General features: G+C 59.4%; 23 protein-coding genes. 22 read left to right on the top strand and 1 reads right to left on the bottom strand.

Annotated elements, in window-relative coordinates; translation table 11 throughout:
* Positions 1-13: 13 nt before the first annotated feature.
* From ACSAMW_RS09050 to ACSAMW_RS09030, 5 genes are read left to right on the top strand one after another with little or no spacing between them, the layout of a single operon-like run.
* A complete protein-coding gene (locus ACSAMW_RS09050) occupies positions 14-1231 on the top strand; it encodes a polysaccharide lyase family 7 protein (protein ID WP_500593629.1) in 1218 nt (405 codons plus the stop codon).
* A gap of 12 nt (positions 1232-1243) precedes the next feature.
* Complete coding sequence (locus ACSAMW_RS09045) at positions 1244-1720, top strand: VRR-NUC domain-containing protein (RefSeq protein WP_500593628.1); 477 nt, start codon at positions 1244-1246, stop codon at positions 1718-1720.
* Positions 1717-3009 carry a tyrosine-type recombinase/integrase gene (locus ACSAMW_RS09040; RefSeq protein WP_500593627.1) on the top strand — a complete coding sequence of 431 codons (1293 nt, stop codon included), beginning with the start codon at positions 1717-1719 and terminating at the stop codon, positions 3007-3009. The genes ACSAMW_RS09045 and ACSAMW_RS09040 overlap by 4 nt, the downstream gene beginning before the upstream one ends.
* Complete coding sequence (locus tag ACSAMW_RS09035; RefSeq protein WP_500593626.1) at positions 3006-3326, top strand: hypothetical protein; 321 nt, start codon at positions 3006-3008, stop codon at positions 3324-3326. The genes ACSAMW_RS09040 and ACSAMW_RS09035 overlap by 4 nt, the downstream gene beginning before the upstream one ends.
* Positions 3327-3333: 7 nt before the next feature.
* A complete protein-coding gene (locus ACSAMW_RS09030) occupies positions 3334-3897 on the top strand; it encodes a hypothetical protein (protein WP_500593625.1) in 564 nt (187 codons plus the stop codon).
* Between the two features lie 105 nt (positions 3898-4002).
* Here the strand turns inward: ACSAMW_RS09030 and ACSAMW_RS09025 are convergent, their stop codons facing one another.
* Positions 4003-4458, bottom strand: coding sequence for a hypothetical protein (locus ACSAMW_RS09025; RefSeq protein WP_500593624.1), 456 nt, complete (start codon positions 4456-4458; stop codon positions 4003-4005).
* 152 nt (positions 4459-4610) lie between these two features.
* Between ACSAMW_RS09025 and ACSAMW_RS09020 the strand changes: the two genes are divergently transcribed.
* The 17 genes from ACSAMW_RS09020 to ACSAMW_RS08940 all read left to right on the top strand — a co-directional run bounded on the left by ACSAMW_RS09020 (position 4611) and on the right by ACSAMW_RS08940 (position 17573).
* Positions 4611-4937 carry an MFS transporter gene (locus ACSAMW_RS09020; protein ID WP_500593623.1) on the top strand — a complete coding sequence of 109 codons (327 nt, stop codon included), beginning with the start codon at positions 4611-4613 and terminating at the stop codon, positions 4935-4937.
* The gene (locus tag ACSAMW_RS09015; RefSeq protein ID WP_500593622.1) at positions 4934-5293 is read left to right on the top strand and encodes a hypothetical protein; all 360 of its coding nucleotides are present in this window, start codon (positions 4934-4936) and stop codon (positions 5291-5293) included. The genes ACSAMW_RS09020 and ACSAMW_RS09015 overlap by 4 nt, the downstream gene beginning before the upstream one ends.
* 54 nt (positions 5294-5347) lie before the next feature.
* Positions 5348-5686: an HNH endonuclease gene (locus ACSAMW_RS09010; protein ID WP_500593621.1), complete on the top strand. Its 339-nt coding sequence runs from the start codon at positions 5348-5350 to the stop codon at positions 5684-5686.
* 139 nt (positions 5687-5825) lie between these two features.
* The gene (locus ACSAMW_RS09005; protein ID WP_500593620.1) at positions 5826-6341 is read left to right on the top strand and encodes a terminase small subunit; all 516 of its coding nucleotides are present in this window, start codon (positions 5826-5828) and stop codon (positions 6339-6341) included.
* Complete coding sequence (locus ACSAMW_RS09000; protein WP_500593619.1) at positions 6338-8026, top strand: terminase large subunit; 1689 nt, start codon at positions 6338-6340, stop codon at positions 8024-8026. The genes ACSAMW_RS09005 and ACSAMW_RS09000 overlap by 4 nt, the downstream gene beginning before the upstream one ends.
* Positions 8027-8028: 2 nt before the next feature.
* Positions 8029-9246: a phage portal protein gene (locus tag ACSAMW_RS08995; protein WP_500593618.1), complete on the top strand. Its 1218-nt coding sequence runs from the start codon at positions 8029-8031 to the stop codon at positions 9244-9246.
* Positions 9230-9874 (top strand): HK97 family phage prohead protease, encoded by a 645-nt coding sequence (locus ACSAMW_RS08990; protein WP_500593617.1) that lies wholly within the window; start codon positions 9230-9232, stop codon positions 9872-9874. The genes ACSAMW_RS08995 and ACSAMW_RS08990 overlap by 17 nt, the downstream gene beginning before the upstream one ends.
* Complete coding sequence (locus ACSAMW_RS08985) at positions 9871-11088, top strand: phage major capsid protein (protein ID WP_500593616.1); 1218 nt, start codon at positions 9871-9873, stop codon at positions 11086-11088. The genes ACSAMW_RS08990 and ACSAMW_RS08985 overlap by 4 nt, the downstream gene beginning before the upstream one ends.
* A 132-nt stretch (positions 11089-11220) precedes the next feature.
* Positions 11221-11496 carry a hypothetical protein gene (locus ACSAMW_RS08980; protein WP_500593615.1) on the top strand — a complete coding sequence of 92 codons (276 nt, stop codon included), beginning with the start codon at positions 11221-11223 and terminating at the stop codon, positions 11494-11496.
* Positions 11496-11795: a head-tail connector protein gene (locus ACSAMW_RS08975; protein WP_500593614.1), complete on the top strand. Its 300-nt coding sequence runs from the start codon at positions 11496-11498 to the stop codon at positions 11793-11795. The genes ACSAMW_RS08980 and ACSAMW_RS08975 overlap by 1 nt, the downstream gene beginning before the upstream one ends.
* The gene (locus ACSAMW_RS08970; RefSeq protein WP_500593613.1) at positions 11795-12115 is read left to right on the top strand and encodes a phage head closure protein; all 321 of its coding nucleotides are present in this window, start codon (positions 11795-11797) and stop codon (positions 12113-12115) included. The genes ACSAMW_RS08975 and ACSAMW_RS08970 overlap by 1 nt, the downstream gene beginning before the upstream one ends.
* Positions 12116-12124: 9 nt before the next feature.
* A complete protein-coding gene (locus tag ACSAMW_RS08965; protein ID WP_500593612.1) occupies positions 12125-12301 on the top strand; it encodes a hypothetical protein in 177 nt (58 codons plus the stop codon).
* A gap of 3 nt (positions 12302-12304) precedes the next feature.
* Positions 12305-12805, top strand: a complete 501-nt coding sequence (locus ACSAMW_RS08960) for an HK97-gp10 family putative phage morphogenesis protein (RefSeq protein WP_500593611.1) — start codon at positions 12305-12307, stop codon at positions 12803-12805.
* Entirely contained in the window at positions 12798-13184 is a 387-nt protein-coding gene (locus ACSAMW_RS08955) for a DUF3168 domain-containing protein (protein ID WP_500593610.1), read from the top strand. The genes ACSAMW_RS08960 and ACSAMW_RS08955 overlap by 8 nt, the downstream gene beginning before the upstream one ends.
* 53 nt (positions 13185-13237) lie before the next feature.
* Positions 13238-13732 carry a hypothetical protein gene (locus ACSAMW_RS08950; RefSeq protein ID WP_500593609.1) on the top strand — a complete coding sequence of 165 codons (495 nt, stop codon included), beginning with the start codon at positions 13238-13240 and terminating at the stop codon, positions 13730-13732.
* Positions 13733-13772: 40 nt separating this feature from the next.
* Positions 13773-14102, top strand: a complete 330-nt coding sequence (locus tag ACSAMW_RS08945) for a hypothetical protein (protein WP_500593608.1) — start codon at positions 13773-13775, stop codon at positions 14100-14102.
* A gap of 270 nt (positions 14103-14372) precedes the next feature.
* Positions 14373-17573: a phage tail tape measure protein gene (locus tag ACSAMW_RS08940; protein ID WP_500593607.1), complete on the top strand. Its 3201-nt coding sequence runs from the start codon at positions 14373-14375 to the stop codon at positions 17571-17573.
* The last annotated feature ends 17 nt before the right edge of the window (positions 17574-17590 follow it).

The raw sequence follows: 17590 nt of genomic DNA, 5'->3' as shown, positions 1-17590 counted from the left end.
AGAGGACCTGCCATTGATCGACCTTTCCTGCTGGAACCTGACCATCCCAATCGGCGCAACGGTGATTCCCACCGCGAAGCTGAACAAGGGCTATGTGGACCCGTACTTCAAGCCCACGCCTGATTTCATCGACTTCATCGCCCCTTCGGATGTGCGCGGTGCCCAGTCCACGCCCAACAGCGACTTCCCGCGTTGTGAGCTTCGCTTCACGACGCTGGCTGGTGCAATCAAGCAGGCCAACTGGAAGATCGCCAGCGCCGCGCTGCACGTCATTGCAGGTTGCTGCGCGATTATGGAGGGGCCTCGCAGCGGCAAGCTGATCTTTGCCCAATGGCACGGCGATACGAACCACCCCGGCTTTAAAGGCCAGGGCACGCGCCAGAGCGACGGCACCTGGAACATCTATGCGCAGCTTCGCCGCAAGCTGGACGGCGCCGAAGACAAGGTGCTCATCGCCAAGGGGGTGAAGCAGGGCGAGGCCTTCATCTATCGCTTCGAGCTGACTGGCACCGGGCTGTTCCGGGCATTCATCAATCGCGCACGGGTCACCACCAAAGTCCTGCTGGAGGAAGGCTTCCAGTTCGACATGAATTCCTATGCCAAGGACACCTGGTACCCAAAAGCTGGCGTGTACAGCCAGGAGAAAGTCGGCGGCCAGGGCAGGGGCTGGGTGCGCTACTTCGCGTTGCATGTGTACGACGGCGACGCGGCGAATGCGCCGAAATATGGCCTGCCCGAGGTGCAGCCGGAAGATCCGGTGACCACGCCGCCGGCAAGCACGCCTGTGCCGCCCGATGATGCCCCAGCGCGCAGCATTGCTGACCTTTCCGAAGAGGTCCGCCAGGTACTGGTCGACGTCAAAGCCGGCCGTTTGGCATCAAGCGATGCGCTCGACTTCATCCAGGCCAAAAAGGTCGAGGCTGATACCCAGTTTCCCAAGACCGACGAGCGCAGCGCTTTCTACAAGCAGGTGACCGCAGCTAAGGAAACGATCAAGGCAGGCAGTACGAACCCGCCAGGCCCAGCCAAACCCGTAGAACCTACCCTGGCCGAGCAGATCGCATCCGCCTTCGAGGCCTGGGCAGCCGGGAAGATGTCGCCCTATGACGCACTGCTGGCCATGAACGCCTATTCCAAGCAGGTGGCCAAGATCCCATCAGACAAGGATCGCGCGCCGCTCTACACCCAGATCACTGACTGCAAAGACCGCATCAACGGTTCGAAGAAGTAGAGGCCTAGCAAAATGACCCAGGGCGTAACCCTTTCCCCTTACAAGCCGCGTGCTCTTCGTGCCAAGCGCGCCAAGCCTGTTGACCGCGAAGGTCTTGAGCAGGCGGCCTTGTTGGAGGAGTTCGCCCTGCGGTACCCCGCAGCCGCTGAGCTGCTCCACCACATTCCGAACGGTGGCCACCGCTCCAAGTTGGTAGCCGTCAAGTTGAAGGCCCAGGGAGTGCGCGCTGGCGTGCCTGACCTGTCGCTACCCATCGCCCGCGGCGGGTACTTCGGTCTGTACATCGAATTCAAGGCCACCGTTGACCCTGCGCCTGTATCGCCCAGTCAACGGGCCTATCTGCGCCTGCTGGATGAGCAGGGCTATCTGGCCATCGTCTGCTATGGCCACTTTGACGCGATGGAATGCCTGCGCAATTACCTGAGGTTGCCGCCAACGGCCAGAGGGATATTTCAGGGTGAGATGCCTGAGCAGAGGTCCATTACATGACGCAGACGCTAGTCACAAAGATCACGGATGCGGAAATACGGCGGCAGGCGTCCGGGGCTGTCCGCGACCTTCGCGACCCTGAGCACCGGGGCCTGTACCTTCGCTTTACCCGAAATCGCGCCCGCGCCTCCTGGTATCTGGTGCTCAGAGGGAAATGGAACCTTGTCGGGGGGTTCCCTGAGCTGAGCGCAAAGCAGGTGATTGCAGCATTGCCGGGCATACGCCTTCGGGTTGATGCGGGCGCCGGCTCCAACCTCTCGAAGTGGCTGCTGGTAGGCGAGTTGCTGGATTGGTATGCCGACCGCATGGCCCGTGACCGTAGCCTGTCTGCCAAGCGCAAAAAAACCGGCGCCTCGCTGATCAAGTGCCACCTTAAGCCCCTTCTGGGCTCGCTTCCCCTGGCTTCGATCAATAAGGCCGCACTTGACGACAGGCTCATGTGGCCTGCGCAAGAGGTGATCGGCATCGACTATGTGCGCTCGGCGTTCCAGCTGCTGGCCCTGGCGTTCCGTCAGGCGTTCAAGCTTCGACTGATCGCCGACAACCCAATGAAGGATGTCAGGTTCAGCGACTTTTCCAAGGCAAAGGTAGGCGTGAAGCCGTCGCGCTTGCGAGTCACGCAGTTGCAGGACCTGATCGCTCAACTCTGTGAAGCGGCTGTGACTGCGCCACAAGACGCCATGTTCGCACTGATGATGCTTTGCCATGGCACGCGCATCGGAGAGACCCGCCAGGCGCAGTGGTCGCATATCAGTCTGGCCGAGCGGGAGTGGTTTATCCCAGCCAAAAACACTAAGACCGGGGTAGAGCACCACCTCCCTATTACCGATCAGGTGCGCCAACTGCTCACCCAGTACCGCGACCACCAATGGGCCTGCAGCTATGACGGGCAATACCTGTTCCCCGGCCGCAATGGCAAGCCCCTGAGTGAGGGCCAGGCCAGTGCCGTGTTCACCCGGCTGGGCAAAGGTGAATGGACCAGCCACGACCTGCGCAAGGTAGCCCGCACTGGCTGGGCAGACATCGGCATTGACCACCTCATCGGGGAGCTGCTGATCAACCACGCCATGGGCCACAACGTGAAGGTGTACATCCAATCCGATGTGATGAGCCGCAAGCGCGAGGCACTGGATCGGTGGTGCCATTACCTAGATGCGAAGGGCTTCAAGCGCATCCATGAATTGACCGGTTTTAGATTGGGAGATTCTGGTAATTCGCCACAGCCCAAGGCCGACGCGCCTTGCGAAGCACTCGAAGAATCAACCATAGGCGAGGTTTCAAAAGCATGAAAAAGAGCCATGGCCCCGCTTTCCGCCAGCCCCAAAAGCCCCTGGCCCATTGCCCGGTCTGCAAAGGGAAGGCTGTTGTGCACGGGATTTTCCATGACATGCCCTGTGCCCATTGCCACGCCTCGGGCTGGGTGGATGCAGCTACCGGCCAGGCGCTACCGCTGGTAGACCTGGTGCTGCAATTGAACATGAAGCTACAGCAGGCCCAGCGCCGGATCAACGAATTGGAGCGGACCGTGCCTATGCGTGGCCCGGCCGAGCAATACCACCAGAACAACCGTCGCGGCGCCGGCGGATCGAACTACACAGGGGATTGAGTGAGGCATGAGCATCTATAAAGACGTGATGAGCACGCTGGTCCGCGTACTGGCTGCCGACAACATTGACAACAGCACCAAGCAGTCATGGCAGAAGCTGATTGATGCCGATCTTCGCCAAGGCGGCACCGGCGCTACGCTTTCTGTGCGCGACAAGTTCGACTACGACTGCTGCCTGTACGCGCTTCTGCATCGCCAGCTGGACCCAGCACAATGGGATGTCCTGGTCGCGAAGTATTCGACGCACAAGGCCAACAAGGTCGCTGCCATCGGACGCCTGGTGTCGCGCACCACGTCCCCGGCCCCGCAGCTCTTCATCTACAAGGCGCTCACTGCTTGGGCAATTCCTAAGCTCAAGGGTGTTCAAACCACCAAGCGCTCGACCGACATGATCGTACTGCCGGCCGAGTTCTACGACATGAACACTTGGGATGTCGAAGGCAAACCAGAGTCGACCCGGCGACGCTGGAAGACCGGCATTGCCAAGCGCTTGGAAAGTCTCGAAGAAGCGGCGGTCATCCATGCAACTGAGATTTTCGACCGAGAGCAAATCTTTATCGACGCAGCTTGACGCAGTGGCGAAATGATCATAATTTAGCGCCATCATGTCGATCTTGCGTGAGTTGGTACGCAACGGCATCCAAGCTTCCAAAACCCGGCCATCGAGTCGGGTTTTTTATAAATTCGAACTTGCTCGTCCTGTGAGCTCTTTCGCAAATTTCAACATCTCTTGCTGTACATAAAGTTGCATTTCACTGGATACGCGACGGTCTTTCGCAGCTTCTAGCTCCCCTCGAAGTTTCTCAGCTGCGTCGAGAGCATCCGCTTCTCGTTTAGCGCGCTCTGCCTTTCTGGCTTCAACAAGCAGTTCTACAAGCCAGCCGGAGTACGCGATAGTGTTCAGCACACTCAACGCGAAGACACCGATTTCGATTCGTGAAGCAGTTCCAGGTCCCATCAGGAATAGGTAAATCTGAAATAGATGCCACAGTATGACAAGCGCCATGACGGAACCCTTCAGCCCTTGAAACACCTTCTTCCTTTCTGGGGAAGAAGACTTTGCAATGTTGAATAGCAAGTTAACAAAAGCGATGACGACCGCCGCTATACCTACAAACATCTTCCAATCCATCACTGCTTCCCTTTTGGCTGTCGCGCAATTGTCAAAATACAATAGCGTATTTGATCCGTCCCATTCTTAACAGCTGACCTGCCGCGTTCGATAATTTAACGGCTTATGAACCGGCGCCTCAAGCTGCCCTAATGCGATCTGGAGTTGAGCGCATGGAGTTCTTTCACCGGCTGCTCGACAAGTTCGACTGGCTAATCGCTGGGCTATTCGGCGCTCTGGTAGCGACGCGATGGCACAAGGACGATCTGACCGACCGTAAGGCATGGCTGCTTTTCCTGCTGACGGGCATGGCGTGTGCTCATTACCTTACCGGAATGGTCAGCGACTACTTCGGTATCTCGGAGCCTCGCAGTGTCGCCGGAGTTGGCTTTCTGCTGGGCACATTCGGGGGCTCGATGATGGCCGCGATAACCCGCGCGATCAAAGCTGCCGATCTTTGGTCATTTATCAGGTCCAAGTTCGGAGGGCCTAGCCCATGAACCTCGAATACCTGAATGCATTAGCCGCAGGCTTAATCGCCTTTTGGGCGACCTGGTGTGTGCTGAGCGGCCGAGTACGTGATGGTGTGATCGGCAAGATCCTGTACGCCGTCATCGCCATCAGCGGCTACGCCATCCTGGCCCGGTCGGATCGTTTCTTCTTTACGCCAAACTCTGCCGGGGTAACGCTTCATGTTGCCCTGGCCCTAGCAGGACTGCGCCATATGTTCATGGTCACTTACTGGCCCCGCGTCAAGCGCTGGATCTGCTCCCGGCTTAGCTGCGAAGGGTGCTTGCGTGACACCCGGTTCGGCCCTGAGCCTGGCAAGATCGACCGGCGTTCGGTTAAGCGCTGACCGCGCCACAAAACTCGACACGCCCATTTCGTGGCGCGCACGCTGGAGCTGAAGATGGCACGACTCAAGACACTGGGTAACCGCATCGGCACCCAGGGTGATCGTGTTGCCATTGCTCCCCCTGCCACCTGGCGTGCGGGCAAGACCACGGCCAACCAGCGCGGCTACAACTACGCATGGCAGAAGGCTCGGCTGGTCCACCTGAACGCTAACCCACTGTGCGTCTACTGCGATCGGCAGGGGCTGGTCGTCGCCGCATCGGTCGTCGACCACATCGAGGCCCACAACGGGGATCAGTCCCTTTTCTGGGACCGCAGCAACTGGCAGTCCCTCTGCAAACCCTGCCACGACCGCGTGAAACAGCGCGAAGAGGCAAAAAGTCGTGCGTTTTGACCGATTTAGACCGAATTTGCACGGTTTTGGTGCGAAAATTGGCCGTTTGGAGGGGGGGGTCAAAAAAATGGGTTTTTCGGGTTACTAGACCGCCCTCGACCGCACGTACAGATTTTTTTCCGCTCAGGATTTTTTGTTAATGGCTTTAACACCCAAAAAACGCGCTTTCGTGAAGGCGGTGAGGGAAGGTGCGTCCAATAAAGAGGCAGCCATAGCCGCTGGATGCCCCGAAAAGACTGCCTCTGCGGCCGGTTCGCGTCTTGCAAAAGATGCCGATGTGATCGCCGAGCTGCACAAGCTGAACGCGCTGCATCCTGCCAAGGCGGATGTTAAAACTGTTAAAGGTGTTAAAGCGTCCGGGGACGAACAGACGCCCGCCGAGGGGCAGCCTGAACCTGCAGCGGAGGAGGATGCGCAGCCGTTCGACTTGCGCCAGGCTCTGTCCCATCGGGACCCCAAGGACTTCCTCTTGGCCGTCATGAACGACATGGGCCAGGAAGCGAAGCTGCGGGTGGATGCTGCCAAGGCATTGATGCCCTTCGTTCATCCCCGCAAAGGGGAGAGCGGCAAGAAGGAGCAGGCCAAGGACAAAGCAGCCCAAGTGGCGGCCGGTCGGTTCGGTACCCGTAAGGGTCCCCTACAGTCGGTGAAATGATGGAGTGGTCGACTGCGTGTCCCGACTGGGAAAAGCGGATAGTCGCTCGCCAAAGCCTGATCCCCTTCGAACCGCTGTTCCCCGACCAGGCGGCGGAAGCCCTCGAAGTATTTGGGGCGCTGCGTATGGTGGACGCCACCGGCAGCCCACTGATGTGCGAGACGGTGCGGTCCTGGGTGAATGAGTTCGTGGCCGCCATCTTCGGCGCGTACAACCCGGACACCGGCCGCCGGATGATCAGCGAATTCATGCTGTTGATCAGCAAGAAAAACGGCAAGTCCACCATTGCTGCTGGCATCATGCTGACGGCCCTGGTGCTGAACTGGCGGACCTCAGGCGAATTCATCATCCTGGCACCGACCAAGGAAATTGCTGACAACTCCTATATCCCTATCCGGGACATGGTGAAGGCTGATGAAGAGCTGTCCGCACTGCTCAAGGTGCAGGACCATCTACGCACGGTTACCCACCATGAGACCGGCGCAACGCTTAAGGTCGTCGCGGCCGACAGTGAAACGGTATCGGGCAAGAAAGCCATCGGCGTCTTCATCGATGAACTATGGGTATTCGGCAAGCGCGCCAACGCTGAGGCAATGCTGCGCGAAGCCACCGGTGGCTTGGCATCACGGCCCGAGGGTTTCATCATCTGGGCTACCACTCAGTCTGATGCGCCACCAGCTGGCGTATTCCGGCAGAAGCTGCTGTATGCGCGCCAGGTTCGTGATGGCGGCATCGTCGATAAGTCGTTCTTGCCGGTGCTGTACGAATTTCCCAAGCATCTGCTGGACGCTGGCGGCCACCGCGATGTGGCTAACGCCTACATCACCAACCCGAACCTGGGCCTTTCGGTCGACGAACCGTTCATTGAACGCGGCTTTACCCAGGCGCAGATCGATGGCGAAGAGTCGTTCCGTGGCTTCCTGGCCAAGCACCTCAACGTCGAGATCGGATTGGCGCTGCGTTCCGATCGCTGGGCTGGTGCCGAATTTTGGGAAGTCCAGGCCAAGCTGCCCGGCCTGACGCTGGACAACCTGATCGAGCGCTGCGAGGTAATCGATATCGGCATCGACGGTGGCGGCCTGGATGACTTGCTGGGTTTCGCGGCCATAGGCCGAGACAAGAACACGCGTGAATGGCTGCTATGGACGCATGCCTGGGCGCACCCATCGGTGCTAGAGCGCCGTAAAGGCGAGGCGCCTCGGCTGCACGACTTCGCCAAACAGTGCCACCTGACCATGGTGGACGTGATCGGTGATGACCTGGAAGAGGTGGCAGACCTTGCTGCAAGGGTCGAGAAGGCTGGCTTGCTTGATCAGGTCGGCGTCGACCCGGCCGGTATAGGCGGCGTGCTTGATGCGCTGGTAGCCGCTGGCGTGCCCCAGGACAAGATCATCGGCATCTCGCAGGGCTGGAAGCTGGGCGGTGCGATCAAGACCACCGAACGCAAGCTGGCCGAGGGCGGCCTGGTACACGGCGGACAGCCGATGATGGCTTGGTGCTGCGGCAACGCCCGTGTCGAGCCACGCGGCAACTCGATCTTGATCACAAAGCAGGCGTCAGGCTCGGCCAAGATCGACCCGCTGATGGCCACCTTCAACGCGGTATCCCTTATGTCGCTCAACCCCGAAAGCAAAGGCGGGATGGATGACTACCTGAACAACGGTTTCTTCGGACTTGTAGGCTGACTATGGCATCTCATTGGTACAACCCGCTGTCCTGGCGGATGTTCGGCTATGAGGACCCGAAAACCGGTGACTACGTCGAAGTCGACATGACCGTAGGCGGTAAGGCCACCAAAGCAGGCGTGAGGATCACCCCGACCAAGGCCATGAACATCAGCATCGTCTGGGCCTGCGTGAAGATTCTCAGCGAATCGGTCGCCGGGCTGCCGCTCAAGCTTTACGACGACCAGGATGGCAAACGTGTGGTGGTGCCCTACAAGGATCGCGCCAGCCGCATCATGCGTAAGCCAAACCCGTTTATTACTCGCCTCAACTTCTTGAAGGCAGTGGTCGTGAACATGGCCCTGCGCGGAAATGCCTACGCCATCATCGAGCGTTCCAGCTCGGGCGAAGCGATCGGCTTCAACCTGGTATCACCCGATGAGGTTGTGCCGGATACCCTTGAGGGGCAGTTGATCTATTACGTCAATCTGGACGGTAAGCGTGTGCCGGTGTCGCCCCAAAACATGCTGCACTTCAAACTGTTCAGCACTGACGGCATCAACGGCATGTCGCCGGTCGAGCATCAGGCCGAGACCATCGGCCTGGCCAAGGCTGCGCACGACTGGTCGGCACGCTTCATGCGCAAAGGCGGCTTCACCGGTGGCTACGTCATCTACGACAACTTCCTGACCGCTGAGCAGCAAGCTCAGGTCATGGCGAAGTTTCCCGACGTGCGCAAGGCCGACACCGAGGACCTGGGCAAGATGGCCATCCTGCAGGGCGGCCCGAAGATCGTCCCGGCGGGCCTTACCCAAAAGGACAGCCAGTTCATTGAGTCGCAGCAGTTCCAGGAAGAGGCCTTGGCCGGGATCTGGGGCGTTCCGCTCTACCTGGCCAACCGGGCCAGCAAGACCTCAATCATGGGTTCGAACCTCGAGCAGCAAACCAGCGGGTTCGTGACATTCGGCTTAAAGCCCTACCTCGATGCGATCGAGGACGAGTTCAACGACAAGCTTTATGCCGATACCGAGCGGTTCGTCGAGTTTGTGGTCGAGGGCCTGCTGCGTGCCGACAGTGCAGCGCGGGCTACCTACTACCAGGCCGCGCTCGGTGGCTCGGGTGGTTCGGGCTGGATGAGCACGAACGAAGTCCGCGAAAAGGAAAACCAGACGCCTCTCGTTGGTGAGGAATACAACCGGGTTACCCGGTGGGAGATGCAGCCCAATGCTGACAAAAATTGAAGTGCCGTTCGAGGTCAAGGCCGTCGACGACGCCGGCAACTTCGAAGGCTACGCCGCAGTGTTCAACAACGTTGACCTGGGTGATGACGTGATCCTGCCGGGGGCGTTCACGAAGGTGAAGACCACCCGCGCTGGCCGCCTGAAGCTGGCGCTGTTTCATGACCTGACCCGGTTGGTAGGGTCGGCAGACTTCACCCAGGACGCCCACGGGTTGTACCTCAAGGGCAAGGTGAACCTGGGTGTGAGCTATGCGCGTGATGCTTACGAGCTGATGAAGGAGGGCACGCTAGACAGCATGTCCATTGGCTTCAACACGCTGCTGGCGGCGTACGAAGAGCGCGAGGGCCGACAGATCCGCATCATCAAGCAGGCCGAACTCTGGGAAGCCTCGCTTGTGCCTTTCGGCATGAACCCGGAAGCAACTATTACCGACGTCAAATCGGACATCAGACTTTTCGAGAAGGCGCTGCGCGATCGCATGGGCCTTTCCCAAAAGGAAGCGGCTGCGGTCGCTTCGCTCGGCTATTCCGCCGTGCACCGCGACGGTGACACAGCGGCCACGGTGATCGTGGATGAGCTGAAAGAACTTTCCACACTGTTCACCCACCATTTTGGAGCCTCGCAATGAGCGAAGTGAAAGAGCTGCGCGATTCCCTGGACAAGCAACTGAAAGATGGCTTCCAGGGCCTTCAGCAAAAATACGACCACGTCACCGAAGAGCTGCAGAAAGGCAACACCGTGACGCTGGAAATGAAGTCCAAGATCGAAAATCAGAAAGGCGAACTGGAGCGCGTCATCGAGCAGGTTCAGAAGCTCGAGGAAAAAGGCATTCAGCTGCGTAACCAGGGCGGCGAAAGGAAAAGCTTCATCGACCTGGTGAAGGGCAACGAAGCCTACAAATCGCTGCAGCAAAAGAACCAAAACCAAGCCGAAATCGAAATTACCAAATCTGACATGGCTTCCATGTCCGAAACTAAGCTGACCAGTGCCGGCCTAGTACCCACTCAATGGGACCCGGTGATTCAGGATCGCCCGCGCCAGGACTTGGTGATTCGCGATCTAATCCCGACCACGCCGGTGAGTGGCCAGAGCTACAGCTACTTCGTGGAGAAACTGCACACTCGCGGGGCAGGCATGGTGGCTGAAGGCGCAGTCAAGCCTTCCAGCGACGTGACCTTCGAGCAGAAGACGGACAACGTCCGCAAGATCGCTGTGTGGATGCCGGTGACCGATGAGGCCCTGGACGACATCCCTCAGCTGTACAGCTACATCCAGGAATTGCTTCGCTACGACCTGAAACTCAAGGAAGAGGCCCAGATCCTCAAGGGTGATGGTACAGACAATAACCTCAACGGGATCATGACCCAGGCCAGCGCATTCAACGCAGCGCTTAGCCAAACCGGGGACACTCCGATTGATACCGTGCGCCGTTCCATCTACCAGGTGCGCAAACAGTCCCAGCGCTCGGCTGACGCCGTGGTGATGACTGACCTGGACTGGATGAACATCGAGTTGCTGAAGGATGCCGAGAACCGCTACCTGTTCGCCAACTTGCAAGGTCTGGTCACCCCTATCCTGTGGGGCCGCCCTGTAGTGGTATCCGACAGCATGGACGAAGGCACACCTGCCGCTGGAAACGCTGCTGCAACTGGCGGTGAGTTCCTGGTCGGTTCGTTTTCCCAAGGCGCGCGACTGTATGACCGCATGGCCTACACCGTGAAGGTGGGGATGATCAATGACGACTTCGTACGGAACCGGCGCGTGGTGCTGGTGGAAGAGCGTCTGGGCCTGGCCGTTCGCCGAGCGTATGCCTTCGTGAAAGGCCGTTTCGCGGCCAAGTAATCGAACCCTTCCAACTCGGGGCCTGACGGCCCCTTTTTTATGAGGTACGTCATGAAGATTCGCATCCTGTGGGGGTTTGAAGGTAATGCGGCCAAGCTGGGCGCAGAGAGCGACCGTGTACGCGCCGGGGTCGTGTTCGAGGACGCTGACGACGAGTATGCCCACGTTCTTATCGGCAAAGGCCTGGCTGTTGAAGTCACCGATGGCGCCGCGCCAAAGGAGAACAAGCAGACTAGCGCAGCTGAGAAAAAGGCAGCCGCTGAAAAGGCCGCAGCAGAAAAAGCTCAGACTGAAAAAGAGGCAGCTGCAAAAGCAGAAGCCGAAAAGGCTCAGGCCGATAAAGAGGCAGCTGACAAAGCAGCTGCTGAAAAGGAAGCCGCTGAAAAGGCTGCCAAAGAGGCCAAGTAATGATCGACCTCGACCTGGTGAAGCTGCACCTGCGCGTTGACGGTGTTGAGGAAGACCAGCTTATCCAGGGCTACGTCGACGCAGCGTTGGCGCATGTGGAGCAACACTGCGACCGGGTGCTGGTTGAGACTGAGCCAGTCGTGCCAGCTGAGATGGGCCTGACCCGCGACGTGAAACAGGCAGTGCTGCTGCTGGTTGGGCATTGGTATGCGAATCGGGAGGCGGTCGTCATTGGCGGCGCCCCGGTTGAAGTACCACTGGCCGTTGACCGGCTGCTTTGGTACAGGAAGCGCTTCTGATGAGAGCTGGTCCGTTACGTCACCGCCCAACGCTGCTCAAGCCAGAGCGTGTAAAAAATCGCACCGGGGGTTTCGATGAAACCTGGGTCGATGCGGGCAAGTTATGGGCAGAGATCACGCTGCCCACCGGACGTGTTGAAAGTGTTGCCGAAGGCCTGCAGGCCGTGGTGACGGCTGAGATACGCATCAGGCCCCGCGCGGATGTAGTAGCTGGCTGTCGTCTGGTCTACCAAGGCACTACCTACCTGGTTGCAGCGGCCCTGCCCGACAACGAGCGGTCCATGCTTCGCCTGCTGTGTTCCACCGATCCCACCCCTTGAGGAAGCCTTATGAAAGTTCGAGCACTTGCCGATCTGTCCGGTGCTGTCGGCGATCGCGCCGCTGGTGATGAATTCGTGGTAGACGCCACCACAGCCCAGGGCCTGATCGACCGCGGCCTGGTCGAAGACATGCAGGAAAGCCCAAGCTTGGCCAAGGCAGAGAAGCCGGCCAAAGCCAAGGAGTAGGGCATGGCCCGGCGCTCTCGGCTTTCAGGCGATTTCAAGCTACGGCGTACCCTGCGCAACATTCACCAGAACATGGACAACGAGCTACGGCCCGCCATGCAGGAGGCGGCCAACAAGGTGCTGGCCACCATGCAGGCCACTGTTCCGCGTGATACCGGCGCCGCCGCAGCGGCACTCACGGCCTTTGTGTCCAAGAGCGGCCTGGATGCTGAGATCGGCATACGGGGCAAGAAGAACTACCGACGCTTCTACTACCTGCGCTTCCTCGAGTACGGCACCAAAGGCTACAGCGGAAGCAAGCGTGCTGGCGGCAAGAATCGTTCAGCCAAGAACAAAGCGGACGGTACCCACTTTTTCGGCAAGTACCCCGACATCCCGGCATTGCCTGCGCATCCGTGGCTGCGTCCGGCAATCGATGTGAACCGTGAGGTGGTGCTGATGGATATCCGGGCTGCGGTGTCCAGAACGCTGCGCAAGGCGAGCCAGGGGGTAACTGATGGCTGATCCCTCTGTAGCCCTGCAGATCGCGATCGTAGAGCGTTTGCAGGCCGAAGTGTCCTGTCCCGTCTACGACGGAGCACCAATGGACACAGCCAAGCCCTACGTGTCCATCGATCGTGAAATCTCGACCAACATCAGCCCTATCTCAGGTCGCAAACGGCAGCAGCGTCTGATCTACCTGACAGTCTGGTCCGATGCGCATGGGCAGGCGCAGGTGAAGCAGCTGAACGCCGAGGTCACCGCCGCCCTGGATGAGCGCCCCCTGCCCCTTGAAGAGGGCCAGGCGGTGTCCGTTAGGGTCGAGCGGGCCGACGCGCAGCGCGATGTCGACGGCGTCACGTACATGGGGTCGATTACCGTCCGCGTCATCACCACCCACTGATTTACATCTCGCCGCTTGCGGCTCTATCCAATCTGCCTTTTGGAGAACAATCCATGGCGAACAACCTCAACACCGCCGCAGGCTGCCGCTTTTCCCTGGGCACCAAGACCGGTGCCGATACAGAAGCCACCTACAAGCAGGACACCTATGTCGAGGTCGGCGAAATCGAAGACCTGGGCGAATTTGGCGACACCTTCAGCAGTGTGACCTTCACCTCGCTCAAAGATGGTCGAGTACGCAAGTACAAGGGTACCGCTGACGCTGGCGACCTGACCCTGACCGTGGGCCTGGACAATGGCGATGCTGGCCAGAAAGCCATCAAGGTGGCGCACAAGGACCGTACCAAGGGCGACTACAACATCAAGATCACCCTCAACGATGGTGATTCCACGGCTACCCCAGCAGTACTGCCGACGACCTTCTACATGCGCGGCAAGGTGATGAACAACACCGTGGCGCCTGGCGCTGCTGACAACGTGGTACGTCGCAACGTCACCATCGGCATCAACTCCGACATCATCGAGATCAACGCCGGCCCGGCCACCTGATTCCACGGGGCCTAGTGTCCCATTTCCAAGGTACTGATCCATGAGCAAAACCCTACATGGCGCCACCTCGATCAAAGTGGGTGACGAATCGTACGACCTCACCATTACCCTGGGAGCCGTGCGCAAGATCGAAGCGCACTTCGGCGGCTTGCGCGGGGCTGCCGAGTCCTTGCGCGTTCTGAGCGTGGACGGCGTGGCACTGATCATTGCCGCCGGCGCCGGCCTGGAGGCTAAACAGGCACAAGACCTGCCGGAAAAAGTCTGGCAGGAAGGTGTGGCCGGGCTTGCCACCCAGCTCACCGGTTACCTCGGCGCGCTGTACAACCCACGCGGTGAAAACTCGGGAAACGTCCAAGCGGGGAAGGCGTAAGCGCCGTCGAAGACGGTAGCTATGTAGACCGGCTGTTTGCGGTGGCCACAGGCTGGCTTGGATGGCCGCCGGACGTGGCCTGGCGCACGCCTCTCCCCGAATTGTTTATCGCCATGGACGCCCGGATCGAATGGGCGCGCATGACTCATCCCTTTGGCAGCAAGTCCACGCCCGAGAAGCCAAAACCTTCGACCGTGGCCGAGAAACTGCGTCTGGCCCTGACGGCGCGGCGTGAGTAGCTGTTTCGTTTACTTCTAGCTGGAGACGCCCATGGCTGACTCTGATGTCCAGGGGATGCTCGTTCGCATCGAAGCGACCACCGCGCAGTTGCGCCAAGAGATTGCCCGTGGTGAAAGCGCGGTAGCGAAAGCATCAGGCCAGATCGATAGCAGCCTGGGCGATGTGGACAAGGCATTCGACCGCACCGGCGCCAATGCAGGCGTGCTGCAGCGCTCGATCAGCTCGGCATTCACCGGTATGGGGCTGGCTGCTACGGCCGCCGTGGCGGGTCTGGTGGCAATCACCACCAAGACCGCCGAGTATGCCCAGGAAATCCGCAATCTCTCGACGCTGTCGAATACCTCGACGACAGAGTTCCAGCGGATGGCCGCCGGCGCTAGGACGGTGGGCGTCGAGCAGGACAAGCTGGCCGATATCTTCAAGGATACGACCGACCGGGCTGGCGAGTTCATCGCTCGCGGCGGCGGGGAAATGTCCGACTTCTTCAAGGAAATCGCTCCAAAGGTCGGCGTCACCGCCCAGAGTTTTGCCAACCTATCAGGGCCACAGGCTCTGCAGCTGTATTACAACTCGCTGGAAAAAGCGGGTTTGAACCAGCAGCAGATGACCACTTACATGGAAGCCATGGCCGATGAGGCTACAGCGCTGATCCCGCTGCTGCGCGACAACGGCAAAGGTTTCAAGGATTGGGGCGATAAGGCAGAAGCCGCAGGCAACGTACTGTCGAGCATTCAGATAGGGCGGTTGGTTGAGGTCAATCAGTCCATCAAGTCGCTTGAGGCTTCCTTTGCTGGCGCAACCCGCCAACTTGTCTCAGGCATGCTGCCGGGTATCGAAAGTGTCACCCAGCGGCTCAGTTCCATGTCGAAGAACGGCGTCATGGATGGGCTGGGCGCCGGCATCGGTTTCCTTGCTGATAACTTGAACATCCTGGTGGCGATCCTTGGCGGCAAGGTCGCTGCCGCTTTCGTAGGCTACATCTCCAACCTGGCGGCGAGCACTGCGGCCAGTGTGGAATCGCGCTCGGCCAATATAGCCCAGGCCGCCAGTGCGGTGCAGGTGGCCACCGCCAACCAGATTGCGGCTCAGTCCGCAGTCATTCGGGCAGAAAAGGAGGCTATCGCAGCCCGTGGTACCGCAGTACAGACGCAGATGTCCATCCAGTTGGCAGAGGCCCGGATGGCGGAGCGTGCTGCTACCGCGCAGGTAGCCGTGGCCCAGGCATCGTTGAAGGGCGTTTCCAGCGGGTTGTTGTCGCTGCTAGGTGGCCCCGCTGGGATAGCAGCGCTGGCGGTTGGTGCAGGTATCGCGTTCCTGACCATGCGCGACAATACCGTTGCAGTGGCCAGCAGCCTGGATGCATTGAAGCGGCCGCTAAAAGAGATCCGCGAAGAGTTTCGAAAGCTCACCCAGGACCAGCAGGGTGCAGAGCTGGTCAAGATTTCTCGCGAGCAGGAAGGGGCCGTTACGGCAGCGGATGAGGCGTACAAGGATTTTCAAAAGACGATCCGGCAAAACCTCGGTACGACCGTAGGAACCAGGGTAGGCGCTGAGTTCGACGCCGCCCGCACCTCGGGGCAGCAGCTGTCCACCGTGGTGGATGACCTGGCCAAGCGCTTCAACATCCCTGAAGACAACCTGCGATCTATCCGCGAAAGTGCGGGGGCGTACAGCACGGCCGAGCAGGCCGCCGCCAAGCTGACCAAGACTCAGGCGGCCCTGAACAAGGAAATGGCAGAGCCGCAAAAGCCGAAAGCAACAGATGATGATTCAGCGGCTAGGAACAAGGGCCAAGCTTTCCTCAAAGAGCAGGAGAAGCAGCTACATACCTTGCAGGACAAAACAGCGCTGGAGCAGGCTGACCGTTTCATCGTTGAAAACAAGATCAAATCCGAAAGTGAACTGGCCACCAAGATACGCGACCAGGCCAAAGCTATCGATGCCCGCAAGGAGGCTGACAAGGCTTCCACCAAGGAAGAATCAGCTTCAGAAAAAGCCCGCAAGGCTGCCAACAGTGCATTAGAGCAGCGCATCAAGACGGCGCAAACGTCCTTCGATGCCTTGAAAAAATCGTTCGATCCGGCAGGCGCTGCAGCGGATGAACTCAAGACGAAGACCGAAGAACTCGACCTGCTGTTCCTCAACGGCAAGATTCCGCTGGATGAGTACACCAAGGGCCTGAGCTTCCTTAAGCAGCAGTACGACAGCGCGGTTTCTTCGGCCTCGGGTATGTCGCAGGCCATGCAGTACCAGGCCGACCTTGAAAAGCAACTCAACAACGCGCGCGACTCATACAACGCCATGGCCTCAGCCGTGGGCATGGGTGATAAGGAAGCCGAGCGCACCCAGGCGCGGCTGGAATTGGAGCGGCAGACCAACGACAAGATACTGTCACTGCGTACCGAGTTGGCCACTGCTACGACCAAGAAGCAACAAGAGGCCTTGGAGCAGCAGATCGCCCTGACCGAGCAATACGGCGCCAAGCAGGTACAGGTCATGACCGAAGGTTGGCAAAAGGTCGACCAGGCGCAGAGCGATTGGGCCAACGGAGCTACCAGTGCCTGGCAGAACTATGCCGACCAAGCCGCCGACGTTGCTGGGCAAACGCGTTCGATGTTCACCGATGCGTTCAGCAGCATGGAGGACGGGATACTCAACTATGTGAAGACCGGCAAGCTGTCGTTCAAGGACATGGCCGATTCGATCATTGAGGACCTGATCCGTATCCAGATACGCCAGGCGGCGGTAGGCCTGCTCAGCTCTGCGTTCGGGTTTTTGACCGGGGGCGCCTCCACACTTGGCCAAGGCGTGATGACGGGTTCCAGCACACCGCTGGCGCCGGTCATGAATGCCAAGGGCGGGGTGTACGACTCTCCGAGCCTTTCGAACTTTTCCAACGGCGTCTACAACTCGCCCCAGACCTTCGCCTTTGCCAAGGGGGCGGGGATCTTCGCCGAGGCAGGGCCGGAAGCAATCATGCCGCTGACCCGTGCGGCGGACGGCTCATTGGGTGTGCGGATGGTGGGGGACAGCGGTGACGGCTCCAGTTCGAACAGCGCCAGCACGCTTTCGGGCGTCACGCAGCATTTTCACTTCAGCGGCAATACCGATGCAGCGTCCAGGGCCGAGGTAAAGCAGGCGGCCCAGGATGGCGCGCAGGCGGGTTACCAGATGATGTTGAGCGATCTAAAGCGCAATGGAGCTGCATCACAAATGATCAATCGCCGATGACCGGCGTTAGGAGCACA

It is taken from the genome of Pseudomonas sp. AB39(2026), assembly GCF_059831485.1.
This window is presented reverse-complemented; position numbering and strand designations above follow the sequence as displayed.